At 71.1% G+C, this 20,431-nt stretch carries 14 protein-coding genes and 1 pseudogene; 8 read left to right on the top strand and 7 right to left on the bottom strand.

Translation table 11 applies throughout. From position 1 onward, the window contains the following. The first annotated feature begins 221 nt into the window (after window positions 1–221). Window positions 222–3,494, top strand: coding sequence for a tetratricopeptide repeat protein (locus M2157_RS12210; protein ID WP_280865259.1), 3,273 nt, complete (start codon window positions 222–224; stop codon window positions 3,492–3,494). Here the strand turns inward: M2157_RS12210 and M2157_RS12215 are convergent. From M2157_RS12215 to M2157_RS12230, 4 genes are all read right to left on the bottom strand, one after another. Further along, window positions 3,452–4,204, bottom strand: coding sequence for a class I SAM-dependent methyltransferase (locus M2157_RS12215; protein ID WP_280861850.1), 753 nt, complete (start codon window positions 4,202–4,204; stop codon window positions 3,452–3,454). The two genes, M2157_RS12210 and M2157_RS12215, sit on opposite strands and share 43 nt — an antisense overlap. Window positions 4,205–4,276: 72 nt before the next feature. Further along, window positions 4,277–5,428 carry a damage-control phosphatase ARMT1 family protein gene (locus M2157_RS12220; protein WP_280861851.1) on the bottom strand — a complete coding sequence of 384 codons (1,152 nt, stop codon included), beginning with the start codon at window positions 5,426–5,428 and terminating at the stop codon, window positions 4,277–4,279. Window positions 5,429–5,494: 66 nt separating this feature from the next. Beyond that, the gene (locus M2157_RS12225) at window positions 5,495–6,142 is read right to left on the bottom strand and encodes a ScbR family autoregulator-binding transcription factor (RefSeq protein ID WP_280861852.1); all 648 of its coding nucleotides are present in this window, start codon (window positions 6,140–6,142) and stop codon (window positions 5,495–5,497) included. Window positions 6,143–6,212: 70 nt separating this feature from the next. Continuing rightward, entirely contained in the window at window positions 6,213–7,139 is a 927-nt protein-coding gene (locus M2157_RS12230) for a ScbA/BarX family gamma-butyrolactone biosynthesis protein (protein WP_280865260.1), read from the bottom strand. A gap of 146 nt (window positions 7,140–7,285) precedes the next feature. Here M2157_RS12230 and M2157_RS12235 point away from each other — a divergent pair, with 146 nt between their 5' ends. Continuing rightward, complete coding sequence (locus tag M2157_RS12235) at window positions 7,286–7,948, top strand: ScbR family autoregulator-binding transcription factor (RefSeq protein WP_280861854.1); 663 nt, start codon at window positions 7,286–7,288, stop codon at window positions 7,946–7,948. A gap of 101 nt (window positions 7,949–8,049) precedes the next feature. Here M2157_RS12235 and M2157_RS12240 read toward each other — a convergent pair. Continuing rightward, a pseudogene (locus tag M2157_RS12240) lies at window positions 8,050–9,836 on the bottom strand (S8 family serine peptidase). 367 nt (window positions 9,837–10,203) lie between these two features. On the opposite strand from M2157_RS12240, the gene M2157_RS12245 reads away from it, so the two are divergent. After that, window positions 10,204–11,145: a lytic polysaccharide monooxygenase gene (locus tag M2157_RS12245; protein WP_280861856.1), complete on the top strand. Its 942-nt coding sequence runs from the start codon at window positions 10,204–10,206 to the stop codon at window positions 11,143–11,145. Window positions 11,146–11,163: 18 nt separating this feature from the next. Here the strand turns inward: M2157_RS12245 and M2157_RS12250 are convergent, their stop codons facing one another. Beyond that, a complete protein-coding gene (locus M2157_RS12250; RefSeq protein WP_280865261.1) occupies window positions 11,164–11,826 on the bottom strand; it encodes a Tat pathway signal sequence domain protein in 663 nt (220 codons plus the stop codon). Window positions 11,827–12,490: 664 nt separating this feature from the next. On the opposite strand from M2157_RS12250, the gene M2157_RS12255 reads away from it, so the two are divergent. Then, window positions 12,491–13,156 (top strand): DUF6230 family protein, encoded by a 666-nt coding sequence (locus M2157_RS12255; protein WP_266509474.1) that lies wholly within the window; start codon window positions 12,491–12,493, stop codon window positions 13,154–13,156. Then, complete coding sequence (locus M2157_RS12260; RefSeq protein WP_280861858.1) at window positions 13,156–13,701, top strand: DUF6114 domain-containing protein; 546 nt, start codon at window positions 13,156–13,158, stop codon at window positions 13,699–13,701. The genes M2157_RS12255 and M2157_RS12260 overlap by 1 nt, the downstream gene beginning before the upstream one ends. Before the next feature lie 121 nt (window positions 13,702–13,822). Here the strand turns inward: M2157_RS12260 and M2157_RS12265 are convergent, their stop codons facing one another. Next, on the bottom strand, window positions 13,823–14,554 hold the full coding sequence (locus M2157_RS12265; RefSeq protein WP_280865262.1) for a peptidase E: 732 nt from the start codon (window positions 14,552–14,554) through the stop codon (window positions 13,823–13,825). Window positions 14,555–14,872: 318 nt separating this feature from the next. Between M2157_RS12265 and M2157_RS12270 the strand changes: the two genes are divergently transcribed. From M2157_RS12270 to M2157_RS12280, 3 genes are all read left to right on the top strand, one after another. Next, window positions 14,873–15,670 (top strand): SAM-dependent methyltransferase, encoded by a 798-nt coding sequence (locus tag M2157_RS12270; RefSeq protein ID WP_280865263.1) that lies wholly within the window; start codon window positions 14,873–14,875, stop codon window positions 15,668–15,670. Window positions 15,671–15,922: 252 nt separating this feature from the next. Next, window positions 15,923–16,936 (top strand): substrate-binding domain-containing protein, encoded by a 1,014-nt coding sequence (locus M2157_RS12275; protein ID WP_280861861.1) that lies wholly within the window; start codon window positions 15,923–15,925, stop codon window positions 16,934–16,936. A 69-nt stretch (window positions 16,937–17,005) separates the two neighbouring features. Next, window positions 17,006–20,428: a nitrate- and nitrite sensing domain-containing protein gene (locus M2157_RS12280; RefSeq protein ID WP_280865264.1), complete on the top strand. Its 3,423-nt coding sequence runs from the start codon at window positions 17,006–17,008 to the stop codon at window positions 20,426–20,428. Window positions 20,429–20,431 lie beyond the last annotated feature (3 nt).

Genomic DNA, 20,431 nt, shown 5'->3' on the forward strand with positions numbered 1-20,431 from the left:
GGGGTGCGACTCCCTTGGGATGAGGGGCAGAGGGTGGTGCACCTGGGCCAACAAGGCGACGGTCTCCTCTCATCCCTTGACGAGTGGGCCCGGCCCGAACGGCTCATGTCGAACTTCAACAACCGGATCAAGTCCCGCCGGGTCCGCGTGACATGAGAACCTGAAGACGGGAGAGGGGTTCGGACGTAGCCGTCGAGGTGTGTGCCGACAGGGGGTCCTCGGTGTTCGGGGCAGAGTTGTTCACCCAGACCGCTGCCGCCGCAGCGGGCACGATGGTCGGGCTGATGACCACGGATGCCTGGCAGGCGGCCAGGCATCGGATCGCGCGGATCCTGCGGCGCGAGGACGTGGAGCGGCTGGAGCGGGCGCGGGCGGAACTGGATGCCGCGCCGCCGGGGCGGCAGCAGATCATCCTGCGGGAACAGCGGGACGATCTGGACACGACCCTGCGCGCTCTGCTGACCAGGGACCCCGCGCTGTCCGGCCTGCTGACCGAGTTCGTCCAGGAGTTCTCCGGCTTCGCGCGCCCGGTCTTCATCCAGGTCCAGCAGCCCCCGGCCCCGGTGGAGCCCGTCCGGGCACCGGGTGCGCTGACCGTCGCGCCGCCCCTGGGCCGGCTCGACCGCCGGGTGCGTGGCCGCGAGCCGCTCCTGGACACGCTCAAACAGCTGGTGGGCAAGCCCACTTCGGGTGTGCGGGTGCTGCACGGCATGGGCGGGAGCGGGAAGACGACGGTCGCCCTGGAGATCGCCGCCCACGCCGCCGCGCTGAACGTCGACGTGTGGTGGGTGACGGCGAAGAACCCCGCCACGCTGAGTGCCGGGATGCGCGAGGTGGTGGCCGCGCTGGGCACGCCCTCGGATCTCATCGACCGTGCCTGGTCGGGGCGTTCGAGCGCGACCGACCTGCTGTGGCGGCGGCTGTGCGACACCGCGAGCCCCTGGCTGCTGGTCGTGGACAACGCCGACGAGCCCGAACACCTGGCACCCTACGGCCGGTTGGCGGAGGGCACGGGCTGGATCCGGCCCGCCGCGGAGCTGCCCGGCCTGGTACTGATCACCAGCCGGGACAGCAGCCCGACGACCTGGGGGCCGTGGGCCACGCTGCACTCGGTGGACGCCCTGGAGGAGGCCGACGCCACCGAGGTGCTGTGGGACCTCGCCGGGGAGCGGGCCGGTTCCCGTGAGGACGCCCGGCTGCTGACCCGGCGGCTCGGCGGGCTGCCCCTGGCGCTGCGCATCGCGGGCTCGCATCTCGCGGCGGCCTCGGCGTTCCCCGCGTGGCCGGGCACCACCACCGTGCGGACGTACGCCGACTACCGCGTGGCCCTCGACGAGCGCTTCACCGAACTCCTCGACGAGCGCCCGCACGGGCGGCAGGGCAGCAACTACTCCGTCCCGGTGACCGGTACCTGGGAGCTGTCACTGGACCTCCTCGAGCGGCGGGGCATCGCCCAGGCCCGGCCGCTGATGCGGCTGCTGTGCTGTCTGGGCGAGGCACCGGTGCCGCTGCTCGGCCTGTTACGCCCCGACCGGCTCGCGGACTCGTCGCTGCTGCCCGGTGTCACGCCCCAGGAGCTGTACACCGCGCTCACCTCGCTCGCCGACTTCGGTCTGGTCGAGCTGCACACCCCGCCCGGCGGGGACGACCACACCCGCACCCTGCTGATGCACCCGCTCGTCCGGGACGCCGGCCGGCTCCAGCGGGACCTCGCCGAGCACATGAGGGAGTACGCGGCCGTCGTCGCCGACCTGGTCGTCTGCGCCACCGCCGAGCTGAGCGAGGACGACCCGCGCGACTGGCCGCGCTGGCGGCTGCTGCAGCCGCACTGCGACGCCCCGCTGGCCCTGATCGGCGACCCGTACGAGGCGGAGGACGAACTCGTCTCGAAGGCACTGCGGGCGGCGGCGGCCGGGGCCCGGCATCTGATCAAGAGGGGCTGGCTGGACCGGGCGGAGGAGGTGCTGGGGGCGTGCGAGCCGGTGGTGCTGGCGTGCGGTCCGCGGGATCCCGACGCCCTCGAAGTACGCTCCGCCGCCGCCCACCTGCTCCATCTGCGCGGTCGGCTGCCGGCGGCCGAGTCGCTGCTTCGCACGGTGCTGGAGGACACCCGGGCCCTGTTCGGCGACGCGGCCGGCGAGACCGCCGACGCCCGGTACGCCCTGGCGAACCTGCTCAACGGGCGGGGCCGGCCGGTCGAGGCGGCGACCGAGTACCGCGCGGTCCACGCCACGCGCCGGACCCTGCTGGGCGAGCGCGACCCCCGGACCCTGGCGGCCCGCAAGGGCGTGGCCTGGATGGCGCGCTACCGGGGGTTGCTCGCGGAGGCCGAGGAGGACTACCGCCTGCTCCTGGACGCCTATCGGGAGACGCTCGGCGCGAACCACCCCGACACCCTGGTCACCCGGCACGAGATGGCCCAGGTGCTGCACGAGCGCGGGATGTTCCGGCAGGCGGAGCAGGAGCTGCGGGAGACGCTCCAGGTGTGCGCTGACGTACTGGGCGAGCGCCACCCGAGCACCCTCGCCGTGCGCCACGACCTCGCGGACGTCCTGCGCGACCGCGGGCTGCTCGTGGAGGCCGAGCACGAGTTCCGTACGGTGCTCGGACTCCGCGCCGACGCCTACGGCGAGGACCATCCGGAGACCGTGGCCGCCCGGCACGGCCTGGCCACCGTGCTGCGCGACCGGGGCTGGCCCACCGACGCGGAGACCGAGTTCCGGGAGGTCTTCGAGGTCCAGCGCCGGCTGCTCGGCGACATGCACCCGCACACCCTGGAGGTCCGCCACAACCTGGCCGACCTGCTGATGGAACGCGGCCAACTGGAGGCGGCGGAGACGGAGTTCAGAGAGGTGTACGCGGCGCGCCGCGAGGTGCTCGGCGAACAGCACCTGCTCACCCTCTCGGTGCGGCACGGCGCCGCGCACGTCCTGCATCTGCGGGGCCGTACCGACCGGGCCGAGACCGAGTACCGCACGGTCCTGGCGGACTGCGTGGACACCCTCGGGCCCCGCCACCCCGGCACGCTCGCGGTCCGGCACAACCTCGCCGACCTGCTCAAGGACCAGGGCCGGTTCGCGGCGGCGGAACAGGAGTTCAGGGAGGTGTACGAGGCCCGGCGGACCGTACTCGGCGAACAGCACCTGCTGACCCTGTCCGTACGGCACGGCGCCGCGCACGTCCTGCATCTGCGCGGGCACGTCGAGCAGGCGGAGGCGGAGTACCGGACGGTGCTCGCGGACTGCGTGCGGACGCTGGGGCCACGGCACCCGGGAACCCTGGCGGTCCGGCACAACCTGGCCGACCTGCTCTGTCTCAAGGGTGAACACACGGCGGCCGAGGCGGAGTTCACGGAGGTGCGGGAGACCTGTGAGGAGGTGCTGGGACTACGGCACCCGCGGACCCTGGCCGCCCGGGACGCCCTCGCCCGGCTGCGTTCCAGGGACGGCGATCAGGCGCCCAGCGATCCCGACTCGGCGACCGCCGGCTCGTAGCCCGGGAAACGCGCGGGGACCTGCCTCAGGTCCCACAGCGCGAGCGCCTTGTCGTCGTAGAAGTCGTCGGACTCGTCGTCGCCGATGACGCGCAGCGGTTCGGGCAGGCCGAAGGGTTCCTTGCACAGGTCGATGGGGCGCCACCAGCCGGTGACGATGTCCGTGTTGGCGGGTGTCCGGGAGAAGGTCGTGGTGAGCAGGTAGCGCGAACCGCTCTCCCGGAAGCGGGTCAGCGCCTCCACCACATGCTGGTAGGAGAAGTGCACGAGGGCGTCGCGGCACACGATGAGGTCGACGCGTGGCACGGGCTGGGACGTGAAGTCGAGCAGCTGGAACTCGCGCCCGGGGCCGGGGTGGTGGGCGCGGTTGGCCGTGATGAGCTCCGTGACGACGTCACCGCCGAGATAGGAGGCGCCGTGCAGGTCGACGTACTGCATCCAGTTGAAGTCCCCGCACGGCGCGTCCAGCACCGAACGGACACCCAAGTCCTTGATGAGGGCGCCGAGTTGGCCGATCACCTGCTTCATGCGCTGCAGCTCGGAGCCCGGTCCTGAGCGGGTTTCGTCGGATCCCCAGCGGTTGGTGCGGTAGATGTCCGTGAACACGTCGTGCAGGTCGGCCTCGGCACGGGCGTCCGTGACGTCGACGTAGCGCCGTGCGTCCACGTCGTAGACGGGCTCCCCTGGATTGCTCAGGTACCGCGGGGTCAATGACGTCCTCTTTCGCTGCCCGTCGGCGGGACGTATGGCAGCCCACCTGTACAGCCCCGCAGCTTACGCTCCTCAGGGCCGGACCTGGATGAGCGCATGGGTCCCGCTGGTCCGCCAGCGCCGCCCCTCCGCCTCGACCAGCGCCGTCTCCGTACCTTCGTCGAGCCCGGTGATCACATCGGACTTCAGGGTGCGCAGGGCGGCGACCGGTCCCGGGAAGTACGCGGTCACCTCGGCGAAGGACGTGGTCGGCGCCCACCAGCGATCCCCCACCAGGCGCCGGTAGTTGAGGTCTCCCTTCAGGATCGTCAGCGCGGCCCCGCCGATCTCCGCACGAAGGTCGTCCGGCATGTCCGAGTACGGCAGCGGGGCGCAGGAGAAGGCATGCGCACGAACGCTCAGCCGTCCGTCGGCCATGGCGTCCCACAACCGGCGCCCGTACTCCGCGGCCCGCCCCGGTGCCCGCACGAGCCGGCGCAGCGCGTCGACCACGTCGGCGGTGGTCGCGTCGGAGACGTAGTAGGGGTAAGGCTTCACGTGCAGAACCGCCCGCTCGACACGACCGTGTTCCAGGAGGTGAGCCAGCAGCAGCAGGTCGGGAGTCAGCTCACGCCCGGCGTTGTCGGCGATCAGGCAGAGGGTGCCGGCACCGTCGAGCAGCGACCAGAGCCGGTCGCTGTCGTCGGCGACCAGATCCGGTACGGCGTCCCGCCTCTCGGCCTCACCGTCGGAGAGCCGGAAGCCGAGGTCGGCCCGGTTCCCCCACAACGATCCGTGCAGCAGAGCCGCCCCCTGCTCCTCGGCCGTCCGGGAGGCGAGTTCGTCCAGAGCGGCCAGCTCATGGTCGGTCTCGGCGGAGTCGAGTTCGGCGAGCTTGGAGGGCCGGAAGGGGTCGATGCCATGCCAGGGCCCGTCCCCGAAGTAGCCGACGGCATCAAGGAGGCGCCGATAGAAGTAGCTCTCGGACCACAGCCACGGCACGTCGAACCAGGACTGCCCGACGTGGTCATCGATTCCCCACGCGCGCCACGCCCCGTCGGGGAGCGGTTCGATCACTCCTTTGGTGCAGCCGACGAGCAGCGCATCGAGCGCCCGGTGCTGCTCGGGCCCGTAGGGAAAGGCCTCCCGCACCTGCCCGATGATGGCGGGGTGCCGCTCGGCGAGCACACTGTGCGGAAAGGACTCGGGTGCACTGCCGAGGATGACAGCCGCGCTGGGAGACATGCCCCGACTGTAGTCATCTGGGGGCGCGGGGCTGGGCCCACCCACCGGCACATGCCGGAACTGGGCTCACCCGCTCCGGGACTCCTGCTCCAGCTGGCTGACGAGAGCCAGATACCGTGCCCGTCGGGGAACCGGCACCAGCCCGCGGATCATGACGTGCCACATCTCCGCGAGCCGCCGCGGCTGCCGCCCCACCGGCTCCAGATGCCGTCCCACCACCCGCGTCCCGACGAAGAAACAGACAAGCGAGTGCGCCACCGCTTCCACGTCGGTGTCCGGATGGAGGTCCGACTCCTTGACCGCACCCAGCAGCTTCCCGGTGGCCAGGTCGAGCCACTCCGTGAACGGATGCCGAAGCGGCGGCCGCACCTCGACCCCGCCGGTGGCGAGCCGGAGTCCGGCGCGGAGCACCGGCCCCTCGACCGACAACCGCGCTATCCCGAAGGTGATGCGGACCAGCGCCTCCATCGAGGTGTACCCCCGGGCGTCCACGTCCCCCGCCAACTGACGCGACGCCCGTGACTGGATCTCCATGATCGCGTGCGCGAGATCGTCCTTCGCCGCGAAGTGGAAGTACAGCGCGCCCTTGGTGACCTGGGCGTGCTCGACGATGTCGCTGAGACTGGTCGATTCATAGCCACGGCGGTCGAACAGATCGGCGGCGGCGGTGAGGATCGTCGCTCGGGTCTGTTCAGCGCGTAACTGCCTCGGCATCGACTGCACACTCCTGTGACGGAAAAGAACGGGTCATGCCGTTTGTTTCTGACTCCCTGTACAAGATAACTCACCCTGCGACGGCACCCACCCGGCACTCGAAGACCAACGATTCCCCTTGCAACGCGACGACTTGTACGTCGGTGCCGTCCCCTGCGCTCACCTCCATCCAGACCGGTCGGTCGAGCTCCACGTACTGGTGAAACGCGGCGTGGAAGGACGCCGGCACCCGGCCCTCGTCACCTCCGTGCGCCCGTACGGCCTGGCGGGCTGCCTCCAGGAGGAGCATGCCGGGGATGTGGTCCAGCGGGTGATCGAAGAAAACAGGATGTGCGGTATCGACGCGCAGCCGCCAGCGACCTGGCCGGGCCGTGGGCGACAGGAGTACGTCGGCGCGCAGGGCCCGTCCGACCGTGTCGGCCGGCAGCAGCGTGGGGGGCGGCTGGGGCAGCCGCAGGGCGCCGACGTCGGCGGTCCGCCCGCCGCGCAGTCGTCGGTAGACGGACGCGTTCGTCCAGGTCACGGCGACACCGCCGGTCGCTATCCGTTCGCCGCCCAGGCGTACGACGGCGTCGTAGCGCAGTGCGGCCGGGCGGCCGGCGCGGCGGCGGACCTCTCCGACCGTGATGTCGATGACGGGCTCGGCGGGGGCGGCGCCGACGGCCAGATGCTCGGGGCGCGTGTCGACACGCAGTTCCCGCAGGACGAACTGATGACCCAGCGGGACCTCGTACGCCGCGTGGGCGAGCAGCGCCCCGCACTGGCGGACCGTTTCTGCAACCAGCAGCGGTTCGTACGCCGAGCGGTCCGGGGACACGTGTAACTGATGGGTGCGCGGCCACTGGGCGGTGAGGGTGAACCGGTCGGCGTCCGTCCTGGTCCAGCCGGTGAGGAGGATCTCCGCGACGGCCACCCGGTGCACGAATTCACGGGGGACGGTCGCCGTCAGCACCCCTGTCCCGGCCGGGGTCCGTGTGAACTGCCGCAACTCTGGCATGTCTCCCCCTCGTTCCTCCGAAGCGATGACGGACGGCGAGGTGCCCGTGCCGGTGAGCGCTAGAGTACGAGGGATTCCGGTCTGTTTTCAATGTGACCTGATCGAGACCGGACAGGATCCGAACTCGGCGCATGGGAGGGGTTCTTATGGCGAGACAGGAGCGCGCCATCAGGACACGCAGGGCGATTGTGGAGGCCGCGGGCGCCGTCTTCGACGAGCACGGGTACGCCGCGAGCACCATCGCGATGGTGCTGGAGCGGGCCGAAGTCACCAAAGGCGCACTGTATTTCCACTTCCCCTCCAAGGAGTCCCTGGCCCAGGCGGTGCTCGACGAGCAGTTGTCGCTGGGGGCCGTACCGCCGCATCCGTGCAAGGTGCAGGAGATCGTCGACATGACGTTCGTCTTCGGGCAGCGGCTGCGGACCAACTCCCTGCTGAAGGGGAGCGTCCGGCTGACGGTGGACCAGTGCGCACCGCCCGGTGTCGATCACACGGGGCCGTTCCGGCAGTGGAGCGAGCATCTGGTGGCGATGCTGCAACAGGCCCGCGACCAGGGCGAGTTGCTGCCGACGATTCAGCTGCGGGACACCGCGGACCTGCTGGTGGGGGCGTTCGCCGGGGTTCAGCTGATGTCGCGGGCACTCCACGGGCGGGAGGACCTCGGGCACCGGATCTCCGTCATGTGGGCTCACCTGCTGCCGAGCATCACGGTGCCGGGACTGCTGATCGGCCTCGACAGCCGGCCCGACCGCGGGGCCCGCGTGCTGGCGTCGGTGGAGAGCGGTGAACTGGTGGGCGCCGAGGCGTGATTCCGGGTGGGTGGAGTGCCCGCCCCGGCAGGCGCAGACGCAGGACGGGCCGGCCGGTGCCCCATCCGCACCGGCCGGCCCACCCGTTCGGGGGAGTTCGCTCAGAAGGTCAGCTTCCAGCCGTTGAGCGTGCCCGTGTCCTGCGCCGCGGTGTCCTGGACGCGGAGCTTCCAGGTGCCGTTGGCCGTCTCGGAGGAGGCGTTCACGGTGTAGGTGGTGTTGACGTTGTCAGCGGAGTCCGAGGAGCTCGCCGGCTTCAGGCTGTACACCGTGCCGTCCGGGGCGACGAGGCTGATCGCCAGGTCACCGCGGTAGGTGTGGGTGATGTCGACGCCGACCTGGAGGGCCGAGGGGGCGCTGCCGCTGCGGCCGGTGACGGCGATGGAGGACTCGATCGCCGAGCCGTTGTCCGGGATGGCGACGGCGGTGGTGCTGGAGAAGGTCGTCCCCGTCGTCGTACCGCCGCCGCTCACGGCCGCGACCGTCTTCGCCGCGTCCGCCAGGCCCGCGCCGCAACCGCCCGAGCAGGCACCCGGCAGCGGACGGGCGTTGTTCTTGATGGCGGTCTCGATCTGCGCCGGGGTCAGCGAGGAGTTCGCCGACTTCACCAGCGCGACCAGGCCCGCGATGTGCGGGGTGGCCATGCTGGTGCCCCCTGGTAGTAGGCGTACGACTCCGAAGAGGGCGTCGAGGCACCGGAGTTGAGCGTGGACAGGATGCCGTTGGCGGTACCGGTGCTGGTCTGGCCGCCGGGCGCCGAGATGTCCACGAGGGAACCGTAGTTGGAGTACGAGGCCTTGGCGCCGGTGCGGTTGGTGGCGGCGACCGAGATGATGTTGTTGCAGTTGCCCGGCGAGTGGCCGGAGACGTTCTCGTTGTCGTTGCCGGCGGCCACGACGACGGTCGTGCCGCGGCCGACGGCGTTGTTGATGGCGGTCTGGGTCGCCGACGTGCACGCGCCGTCGCCGCCGAGGCTCATGTTGATGACCTTGGCGACATTGGTGTTGGCGGGCACGCCGGAGACGGTGCCGCCGGACGCCCAGGTGATGGCGTCGATGATGTCGGAGTCGTAGCCGCCGCACTTGCCGAGGACGCGCACCGGGGAGATCTTCGCGCCGTACGCGATGCCCGCGACACCCTTGCCGTTGCCCGTGACCGCGGCGATCGTGCCGGAGACGTGCGTGCCGTGCCAGGAGGAGTTGGAGGCGGGGATGCCCGAGCCGCACTCGTTGGCCGCGTAGTAGTCGCCGGGGTCGGCCGGGTTGCTGTCGCGGCCGTTGCCGTCGACCGAGACCGCGGTGTCGGAGATGAAGTCGTAGCCGCCGACGATGTTCGCGGCGAGGTCGGAGTGGGTGACGTAGCCCGTGTCGATGACGGCGACGGTGACGCCGCTGCCGGTCGACGTCGGCCAGGCAGCCGGCACGTTCATGCCGGCGGTGGACTCGAACAGGTCCCACTGCTTGGCGTACTCGGTGTCGTTCGGGTCGGCCTGCGGCTTGTTCAGGCGGTCCGGTACGACGTAGGCGACCTGCGGGTCCGCCTTGAACTCGGCGACGGCGTCGGCGACTTCGGTCCTGCTGGGGTCCGTACCCAGATCGACGAGAGCGGCGCCGGTGCCGAGTCTGCGCTGGAAGTCGGCGTCCTTGGTTGCGGCGTCGGCCTCGGCGGCCTTGTTGGACGTGGCCTCGGCGGCGCCGTTCTTGTAGCCGACGATGAGGCGCTCGGCCTGGACGCCGGGGGCGGCCTCGGTGAGCGCGGCCGGGACGGCGGCTTCCTGGGCGGGGGCGTCCTGGGCGGCGGCGACGGAGGCCGTGCCGACCGAGAGCAGGGCAGCGGAGACGGCGGCGGCGGATATCAGCTTCCGCCGGAGGGAGGGGGAGGTACGCAAGGGCTTGCCTTTCGTGGCCGTGCTCCGGGCAGCGCGGAGCGGCAGTCGAATCGCTTCGTCGGTGAAGCGGCGGGGGGTGAAGCCAAGAGCGCGGCGGCCGGCCAGACGGAGGCGCATGACCCGTTCGGGGTTACCTGTGGGTCAGCAGTGGTCGAACGATAGGCAAAGAGCAGGTCATGCGGATACAGGGGAAACCCTTGATCCGGCCGAGAACACACCCTCTACGGTGGCCGGTTGACCGGTGACGGGCACTTTGCCCGCCTCTGAGCGGAGGCGGACGACCCGGTGCGCCGGTGAACGCGTGAGGCCGGTTTCCCGTACTGCACGGAAGCCCGTAGTTCCCGCGCCGCCCGAGGAGGCGTTCCGGATGGCCCGGATGCCCTGGACCACCGCCCGTCGCACGAGTGCGGCGGTCGCCGCCCTGTCCCCGTTCCTGCTGACCGTGTTCGCGGCGGCGCCCGCGCAGGCCCACGGCGCTCCCACGGATCCGGTCAGCCGGGTCTTCGCCTGTTCCCCCGACGGCGGTTCCACGGGCACGGCGGCATGCCGCGCCGCCGTGGCGGCCAACGGCTCGCCCTTCACGGCGTGGGACAACCTGCGGGTCGCGAACGTGAACGGCCGGGACCGGCAGACGATCCCCGACGGCAAGCTGTGCAGCGGCGGCCTGCCCGCCTACGCGGGCCTCGACCTGGCCCGCTCCGACTGGCCGTCGACCCGCCTGACCCCCGGCGCGACGCTGACCATGAAGTACGTCTCGACGATCCCGCACACCGGCACGTTCCGGATGTACCTCACCGAGCCCGGCTACGATCCGTCGAAGCCGCTCAAGTGGTCCGATCTGCCGGAGCAGCCGTTCGCTCAGGTGAAGGACCCGGCGCTGACGGACGGCGCGTACCGGATCAGGATGACGCTGCCCAAGGACCGGACGGGCCGGCAGGTGCTGTACACGATCTGGCAGAACAGCAGTACGGCGGACACGTACTACTCGTGCTCGGACGTGGTGTTCCCGGCAGCGGCCGACAAGGGCGGGAGCGGGGGTGGGGGCGGGGCGAGCGCCTCCGCGTCGCCGACCCGGTCGAAGGCGGCGGAGAAGCAGCCCGCCAGGAGTCCGGCGCCGACCACTGCCTCACCCACGCCGGCACCTCCCGTGGCCCGTTCGGCGGGCGGCGCCGTACCCGACTCCACTCCGGTGGCCGCCGACTCCGAGCCCGCCTCCGGGCCTTCCGCGCCCATGGTGGCGGGCGGCGCCGCCGCGGTGCTGGTGCTCACCGGGGGCGCCGCCCTGGCGCTTCGTCTGCGCCGGCGCTGAACTACGCGGTCACGGAGTTCAGTTGACGTAGACCGCTTCGCCGCTCGCGGTCACCGGGCTGTACTTCGCGGTCCAGAAACCGCTGGCGGGGCACAGCGAGGAACCGGACGTCCGGCTGAACTGCTGGTTGGCGAACTTGATGCTGTTGTCAGTGTTGTCGGCCGTGCCGGACAGGCCGGACGCCGCCTGGTAGACACAGCTGACGCTGCCCAGCAGGGTGCGCAGCACGACGGTGGTCTGGATGGCGGAACCGCTCGCCGGGGTCACGGCGACGGTGCCGTCGGAGGACACGGCGGTGGTGTACGGCAGGTTGTTCACCGTGATGCTGGTGACGCCGAGGACGCCGACCACGTTCGAGGTGCAGTTGCTGAAGGTCTGCCCGGTCAGGGACTCGGTGGCGGTGCCCGGGGCGGTCGGGTTGCCGTCGACCGTGGCGGTGAACGTGGAGGCCGAGCAGCTGATCCCGCTGGTGCCCGTCGAGCTGGAGTAGAGGGTCGCGGTGGTCCCCTCGGCCAGGGACGCGCTGATGGTCGTGCCTTCGGCGACGGTGGTGCCGCCGACCCCGCCGGTGGTGAGTACCGCGACGTCGGCCGCGGCGGCGGGGGCGGACGCGGCCACGGCCACGGGAAGCGCGAAGGCGGCGGCAGCGGCGGTGAGGGAGAGCAGAGAACGCATACGCATGCGGGGTTGCCTCTTTCCTGAGGTGAGGGTGGGTGTGGGGGGCGCGGACGCATGTCGGCGTCCGCCGTCGCCGACCCGTCACGCCTTCTCCGTACGTGACGGACCGGCAACGGCAGCCGGCCGGTGACCGGCCGGACACCCCATGGGGGAGGGCTCCGGACGGGCCGGGCGGGAGGTGGCGAGCCCGGTACGGCCCAGGGAGGAAGCGACCGTTTCGGGTGCCGTGGAGGGTCGGACTCGGGCGGTGAAGAGCCCGTGAGGACAGATGGTCCGGAAACGCGGGCAGGTGCCGCCCGACGGCTTGGATCCGGCGCCACGGATCCTGGGGAAGCCAGGGAGAGTTGTAGACCTGATTATCCGTCAACGTCAAGGTACCGAAAGGGAGTTGATCATCGATCGACGATATTTCCCTGCCGGTGGGAACGTTGTTGATCACTGCTGCCACATAATCAACACCCTTTACTCACAACTTGCTTGACCCATGACCGTAACCGCCGGTAACTTCCGAGTCGCTACTGCGGAGTACGTGAAAGCCCTTGCAGCCGCCGGGGGTTGGGAGGAGACGTGCGCCGCAGCCGCCGTCCGCGCCAGGACAACAAGCCACTGAAGCCGCACATCCGCACGTGAGCCCCACTTGCGTTGACTATGCCCCTGGGAGCAGCACATGGCCTCGTCCGTCGGCACCATCTCCGAGACCCCCGAAAGCGGTTCCACCCCCGAAGCCTCCGACAGCCCCGCCAGACGCGGGCGGGTCCGGGGACGCCGGGCCGCGATCATGGCCGTGCCGGCCGTCGCGATCACGGCGGGGCTCGCGATCCTGACCGCCGAGGGTGCTCTCGGTGTCCAGTTCGCCATCTCCGGCATGCCCTTCACTGTCACCGCCGAGAGTCTCGACGGCACTGGGTTCGAGCAGTTCGGCGGCCTCGACAACATGGCGGACAACAGCCCGAACGCCGGCGACACCGGTGGTCAGGTGCTGGTCGTGACCTCCGCCATCAAGAACGCGACCCTCACCAAGCTGTGCCAGAGCGTCGACCTGGGCGGCACCAACCTGCTCATCAAGGCGGGCCAGGGAGACAAGAAGGTCGAGGCGACCGACCTGACCACGGACTCGACCGAGCTCACCGGTAACGCCTCGTTCGACAACATCGAGATCGGCAACGACGCCAGCACCCTCACCAAGGCGGGCGTGAAGGGCCCCATCGGCGTCTTCAGCCAGCAGGCCGACACCGTGCACATCGGCGACCTGCGGCAGACCAACTACGCCACCACGGCCGCTGTGTTCAAGCTGCCCGGCCTCAAGCTCAGCTTCAGCAGCAAGGGTTGCTGATGGAGAGCCAGGAGCCGGTGAGCGGACGCGAGCCCACGGGCGTACAGCAGCCCGTCCTCGTCCAGGACGCGTTCACCCGCTGGGTGTACGGACGCCCCTTCTTCGGCGGACTCTGGCTCACCCTGGGCGGGGCATGGATCCTGCTCACCATGAAGGCCTCGGTGAAGGTCGTCCTGCATGTGGGGATGCAGGGAGTGGCGGGCTACCTCCTGCCGACCCTGATGGTGCTGCTGGGACTGCTGATCCTCTTCAGCCCCGACCAGCGCCTGTTCTACTCGATCACCGGCGTCCTGATCTCCATGGGCACCTGGGTCACCTCGAACCTGGGCGGCTTCATGGTCGGCCTCCTGCTGGGGGTCGCGGGGAGCATCCTGACCTTCGGCTGGCTGCCCGACCAGGACCCGTGGGTGAGCCGCCGCGAGCGGCGCGAGCAGGCCCGGGAGGCGGAGCGGCCCGGTACGGAGACCGGCCCGGGGCAGCCCGGTCCCGCGACCGACACGGCGCAGGCCGGGATGGTCTCCGGTACACCGCGGGCCGCCCGGTAGCCGCGCCCGCGCAGACCGCCACCTTGGCGGAGACCGTCACCGCACCAGTCCGTGGGTTCACGCACCTCCGCAGGAACGCGCGCCCGCCCTCCCGGGGCCCGGACCGCGCAGGCACCGCCCGTCAGACGCCGGGCAGCCTGCGCGGTTCGACGCGTTCCTCGACCGCCGTCCCGCCGTCGCGAGTGACGACGTAGGCACCCTTTCCGGGTACCTCGGTGACGGCCTCGACGAGTTCGGTGCCGCGGTAGACCAGTCCCACGCCGTCGTCCGTGCAGTGGGTGGTGGGCAGGGTGCCGTCGGCGACGAGCCGGTGGACCAGGGGGCGACGGCCCGGGTCACTGTCGTAGTGCACGCCGTTTCCGTACGGCAGGAAGCCCAACGCGTCGGTGAGCGGGCGGAGTTCGGGACCGTACGAATCGGTGGTGCCGCCCTCGAACCAGCACAGGGAGCCCGCGCTGACCCCGCTGAGCACCACCCCGGCCTCCCAGGCCCTGCGCAGCACGCGGTCGAGGCCGTGCACCCGCCACACGGCGAGCAGGTTCGCCACCGAGCCGCCCATGACCCACACCACGTCCTGCGCCAGGACGGTGCCCTCGACGTCGTCCAGGTTGGGCATGGGGAAGAGCTGGAGCGGGGTGAGGTCGAAGCCGGCCACCCGGGCCGCCTCGTGCATACGTGCCGTGAAGTGTTCGGCGTCCCCGATGGCCGTGCCGACGTACATCACGCGCGGTCTGCGGCCGTGGGCACCCGACAGATCCACGGCATGGTGCACCAGCGCGTGGAACGACACCATGGTGCGACCACCGGTGCGATGTCCTCCGGAGGTGGCGACGATGGTCGGTTCCGAGCCCATTCACATGATCATAGCCAGCGGGCGTGCGAGGACAGGGACGAGGATGGGGGCATGCCCGATGACCTCGACCGTGGTCTGATCCCCGCGCTGTCCGATCTGCGGACTGTTCCTCGACGTCGAGGTCGACGCGATGCTGTTCGGGGTGACGACTCGGGCGCTGCCCCGCGGCATGTGACTGCCGTCGACCGTACCCACCTGGGGGCGGGGAACTGCGCGACCAGCCCCACCGGCCCGCAGCCGACGATCTGGTGGGTGGAAACCCCGCCCTCCCTCAACCACCCTGGGTTGGACGGCGGTTGACCGTGGGACGGTAGGGGCATGGAGCGAGACGTCGACACCGGCAGCGCGCACTCCGCGCGGATCTACGACTACATCATCGGCGGGGCGGACCACTACCCGGCGGACCGCGAGGCGGGCGACGCCATGGTCCGGGAGTGGCCCGCGCTGCCGGTCCACATGCGGGCCAACCGCGACTTCATGAACCGCGCGGTGCGCCACCTCGCCGAGAAGGCGGGGATACGGCAGTTCCTCGACATCGGGACCGGCATCCCCACCTCCCCCAACATCCACGAGATCGCCCAGTCGGTGTCCCCCGACGCCCGGGTGGTGTACGTCGACAACGACCCGCTCGTGCTGCGCCTGTCCCAGGGCCTGCTCAACAGCACGCCCGAGGGCCGGACTTCGTACATCGAGGCCGACATGCGGGATCCGGCGAGCATCCTCGAGGCGCCGGAGCTGCGGGCGACGCTCGATCTCACGCGACCGGTGGCACTGTTGGTGATCGCGATCGTGCACTTCATGACGGACGAGGACGACGCCGTCGGCATCGTGCGCCGGCTCCTCGACCCGCTGCCGTCCGGCAGCCACCTCGCGATGTCCATCGGTACCGCGGAGTTCGCCCCGGACGAGGTCGGCCGGGTGGCCGGGGAGTACGCCGCACGGGGAATGCCGATGCGGCTGCGCACCGTCGCCGAGGCCGCGGAGTTCTTCACGGGACTGGAGATCGTGGAGCCGGGCATCGTCCAGGTGCACAAATGGCATCCGGACGGCTCGGACACCGAGGTGATCCGGGACGCGGACATCGCGATGTACGGGGTGGTGGGGCGCAAGCCGTGACGCGGGGGGTGACGCGGGGGATGACGAGGGGCCATGAACGCCACCCCGCTACCGCCACCTCCTCCTGCCCGCAGACGTGAAGATCATTACGATGCGGAACCGAGAAGCCACTACAAGGGGCTGATCACTTGACTACCGGCGGTCACACGCGGTTGGCTCCTGGCCAGTGAAGGTTAAACCGGCCGACGCACCCGCGTTCCGGCCACCCCTTCGCGTTCCGCCTGCTCGGCCGCACAGCGAGGTGCCGCACCCATGAACACTCCTCCCCCACCTCGGACTCCCTCGAGATCCCTGCGCACGGCCGCCCTCACCTCCGTAGCCCTTCTGCTGCTCGCCGGCTGCTCCGGCGCCGGCGGCGACTCCGCACTCGAGTCGGGCAGGGGCGCGGCGGGGGCGGACACCGCAGGGCTGACGGTTGCCCTGATCACCCACGGCGGCGAGGGTGACGCCTACTGGGAGCTCGTGCAGAAGGGCGCCGAGGCCGCCGCCGCGAAGGACGGCGTCGATCTGACGTACGCGGACGACTCCGACCCGGCCGGCCAGGCCCAACTGGTGCGCGACGCGATCAGCGACCGGGTCGACGGCATCGCGGTCACCCTGGCCAAGCCGGCCGCGATGAAGGCACCGGTGGCCGCGGCACGGGCGGCGGGCATCCCGGTGGTGGGCCTCAACTCCGGTATCGACGCCTGGCAGTCGCAGGGGCTGCTGGAGTACTTCGGCCAGGACGAGAGCGTGGCCGGCGCCGCCGTCGGGGACAAGCTGAACGGCCTGAAGGTCAAGCACGCGCTGTGCGTCATCCACGAGCGGGGCAACGTCGCCCTGGAGGCGCGCTGCGCCGGTGTGAAGAAGACGTTCCGAGGCGAGACCGAGAACCTGTACGTGGAGGGCACCGACCCCGAGGCCGTGGACACCGTGCTCACGGCCCGGCTGCGGCAGGACCCCGGCATCGACGAAGTCGTCACCCTCGGCGCGCAGTTCGCCCTGGACGCCGTGGGATCGGTGAAGGCGGCGGGCAGCAAGGCCCAGGTCGCCACCTTCGACCTCAACAACGACCTGGTCAAGGCGATCCGCGCCGGGAACGTACAGTTCGCGGTGGACCAGCAGCCGTATCTGCAGGGCTACCTCGCGGTGGACTCCCTGTGGCTGTACAGGACCAACGGCAACATCAGCGGGGGCGGCGTGGCTCCCGTCCTCACCGGGCCCGCGTTCGTCACCCGGACGAACGTCGCCGCGGTCGCGAAGTTCGCCGCGGCCGGCACGAGGTGACCTCCCTTCGGAACGACGACTCGCCTCCGAACACCCCACTCCGCTCTCCCTGACCGCCCAAGGACGACCATGCCCGACCGGACAGGTAACCGGCGCCGCCTCGGCTCCATACGTCTCTCCCTCATCATGCTGGCGCTGGTGCCCAGCGTCACCCTCGCCGCCATGTGGGGTGTGACGACCACGCAGCTGTTCTCGGAGGGCCTGCGGCTGCGTTCGCAGACCGAGCTCAGCCGGTCGACCGGCGCGATGGGCACCGAGACCACGCTCGCACTGCAGGGGGAACGTGCGGTGTCCGCCGCCTGGCTGGCCAAGGTGCCCGGTTCCCGGGCCGCCCTGGACGAGAAACGCGCGGCCACGGACGCGGCGGTCGCCAAGCTCGTCCAGCGGTCCGACGAGATCCAGCAGGCGCCCGCACGCATCGCCGACCAGCTGTACTCGGTCCTCGGCTCGGTGGGCAGCCTGGAGTACTACCGCGACCAGGTGGACCACCCCACCGACATCACCGCCCAGCAGGCCCTCGGCCAGTACACGTCGATCATCGACGACCAGATACACGCCTTCCAGCAGCTCTCGCAGGTCGACGACGGCGACCTCACCTCGCAGGCCGGGCCGCTCGTCGCCATCGAACACGCGGCGGAGCTGACCTCGCAGGAGGATGTGGCGCTCACCCTGGCCTGGCCGTCCGGGCAACTCGACGAGAAGGCCTGGGAGCAGTTCGTCCAGCTGGTGAACACGCGCCGATGGCTCGTCGAGGACCAGATCGTGCCCGCGCTGAGCGGCACCGCGAAGACGCAGACCGAGCGGATCCTGGCGAGCCCGGACTGGCGGGCGCTGACGGCCGTCGAGGACCAGGTGCTCGCCGCGCGCCCGGCTGCCGGGACGGGGCAGGTGGCCCTGCCGGACCTGCGGAAGCGGTGGGCGCCTGCGATGGACAAGGTGTCCGTCCGCTACACCGCGCTGATCCGGGAGCAGACGTCCGGGCTGCTCACCCGCAGCGCGGACAAGGCGCACGATCAGCTGCTGACGGCGGCCTCGCTCAGTGCCGGCGGGCTCATCGCGCTGCTGCTGTGCCTCGTCATGTCCTGGCGGATCACCCGTTCGCTGTCCCGGCGGCTGCGCGGCCTGCGGGAGGCCACGCTGAGCCTGGCCCAGGAGCGGCTGCCGGACGTGGTCGCACGGCTGGACCGGGGCGAGAAGGTCGATGTGGACCGGGCCGCGCCGGAGCTGGACTACGGCTCGGACGAACTGGGGCAGGTGGCCAAGGCGTTCAACGCGGCACAGCGTACGGCTGTGGTGACCGCCGTCGAACTCGCCGACACCCGGCGGGGATTCCAGAAGGTGATCCTCGGGATCGCGCGGGAGAGCCAGAACCTGGTCAACCTCCAGCTCAGCCGGCTGGACACGCTGGAGCGCGAGCACCAGGACCCGGACGTGCTGTCGGGGCTGTACGAACTGGACTCCACGGCCAGCCAGTTGCGCCGGTACGAGGAGAACCTGGTCATCATCAGCGGCGGGCAGCCACGGCGCAGCTGGACCGAGCCGGTCGCGCTGATCGACATCCTGCGCAGTGCGGTGGGTGAGGTCGCCGAGTACCAGCGGGTGGAGGTGCACACGGAGGAGGAGGTCTGCCTGGCGCCGCCCGCGGTCGCGGACGTGATCCACCTCCTGGCCGAGCTCATCGAGAACGCCACGCTGTACTCCCCCGCGCCGAGTCCCGTCTCGGTACGGGCGGGGCTGGTCGCCAAGGGTCTTGCCGTCGAGGTCGAGGACCGGGGGCTGGGCATGTCGGAGGACGAATACGCCTCCTTCAACGCTCACTTGGCCGAAGCTCCCAAGTTCGACGTCGTCGCCCTCGCCGACGACCTCCGCCTGGGCATGTTCGTCATCGCCCGCCTCGCCAACCGCCACGGCGTCCAGGTGACACTGCGGTCCTCGCCGTACGGCGGGACGGCGGCGATCGTGCTGATCCCGCACGAGATCGTCGTACGGGAGGAGGACGAGCCGGAGCACCCGGTCGGAGCCGTCGCCCCAGCGACTTCGGGGGGCTCGGCCGGTGTCGGGGCCATGACGGCTTCGAGACGTGCGGAGAGTACGCCCGACGGAGACCGAACGAGGGACTCCGGGTACGCAAGTCCTTTGGCAGGTACGGGGCTTGGGGCGGATGCAAGGGAGCGGGCGAGCGCAGCACGCGCGACGGGGTCCGCAGAGTCGGGAGACCTGGCTGGTGCGCCGGGGTCGGCTGTCGCGGGAGACCCGGCCGGGCTTCCGGGAGCCGCCGGCGCGGGAGACCCGACCGGTGCCTCGGGACCGGCTGAAGCGGGAGACCCAGTTGGTGCCCCAGGGTCGGCAGAAGCGGGAGACCCGGCCCGAGATCCGGCAGCCGCCGACGCGGGAGACCAAGCCCGGGTTCCGGCAGCCGCCGGCGCGGGAGACCCGACCGGTGCCTCGGGACCGGCTGAAGCGGGAGACCCAGTTGGTGCCCCAGGGTCGGCGGAGGTGGGAGACCCGGCCCGAGATCCGGCAGCCGCCGACGCGGGAGACCAAGCCCGGGTTCCGGCAGCCGCCGACGCGGGAGACCCGACCGGTGCCTCAGGATCGGCTGAAGCGGGAGACCCAGTTGGTGCCCCAGGGTCGGCAGAAGCGGGAGACCCGGCCCGGATTCCGGGAGCCGCCGCGGGAGACCCGACCGGTGCCTCGGGATCGGCTGAAGCGGGAGACCGGGCTCGTGCAGCGGGGTCGGCTGACGCAGGAGACCCGACCGGTGCGTCGACCACCGCGGGCCCGGGAGATCCGACCCGCCTGTCGGGGGACATGGACGCGGGAGGTTCGGCGGCCGCGGCCGGCGCACAAGGCGCGGCAGCCCCGGCGAACTCATCAAGACCCATCTCCGCGGGAACTTCGGCGGTCGCGGGTCGTGCACAAGGCGCGGGGTCAGGACGACCCATCAGCGCGTCGCGTCCGGTGGGAGCCGCCCGTCCGGACGGGCTCGCGCCTCTCCCCCGGCGGGTGCCGCAGACCAGTCTGGCTGTCGAGCTGAGGGAGGACGCCCCGGCCGTCGGCGAGCAAGAGGACGCCGACGAGTTCACCCCGGACCACGCGGCCTCCTCGCTCGCCGGATTCCAGCTCGGAACCCTCCGCGCCCGGGACGAGGACGACGTCCCCACGGCAACCAGCACCGGGACCGACCCGCTCGGCACCCCCGAGGACGGGTTGCCCGGCACTCCGGCGAACTCTGCCCCCACCGACCGGAACGATCCGCCCAGTGCTCCGGGCAAGCCGAACACTGGCAAGGACCTTCCCGCCGTCGAACCCCTGCGTGGCAGCGCCGAAGAAACGGGCCCCGCCGACCACCACCACCTGCCCGGGACCCCAAACACCCCGAACACCGCCCAGCACACGCCCGCCGACGACCCCCCTCCCGGCAGCCTCGAAAAAATGGTCCCCGCCCAGGACGCCGCCGTCGTCGCTCGTCCCCATATCGATCGCTCATGAAGG

This window comes from Streptomyces sp. SAI-127, from assembly GCF_029894425.1.
Classification (GTDB): Bacteria; Actinomycetota; Actinomycetes; order Streptomycetales; family Streptomycetaceae; genus Streptomyces.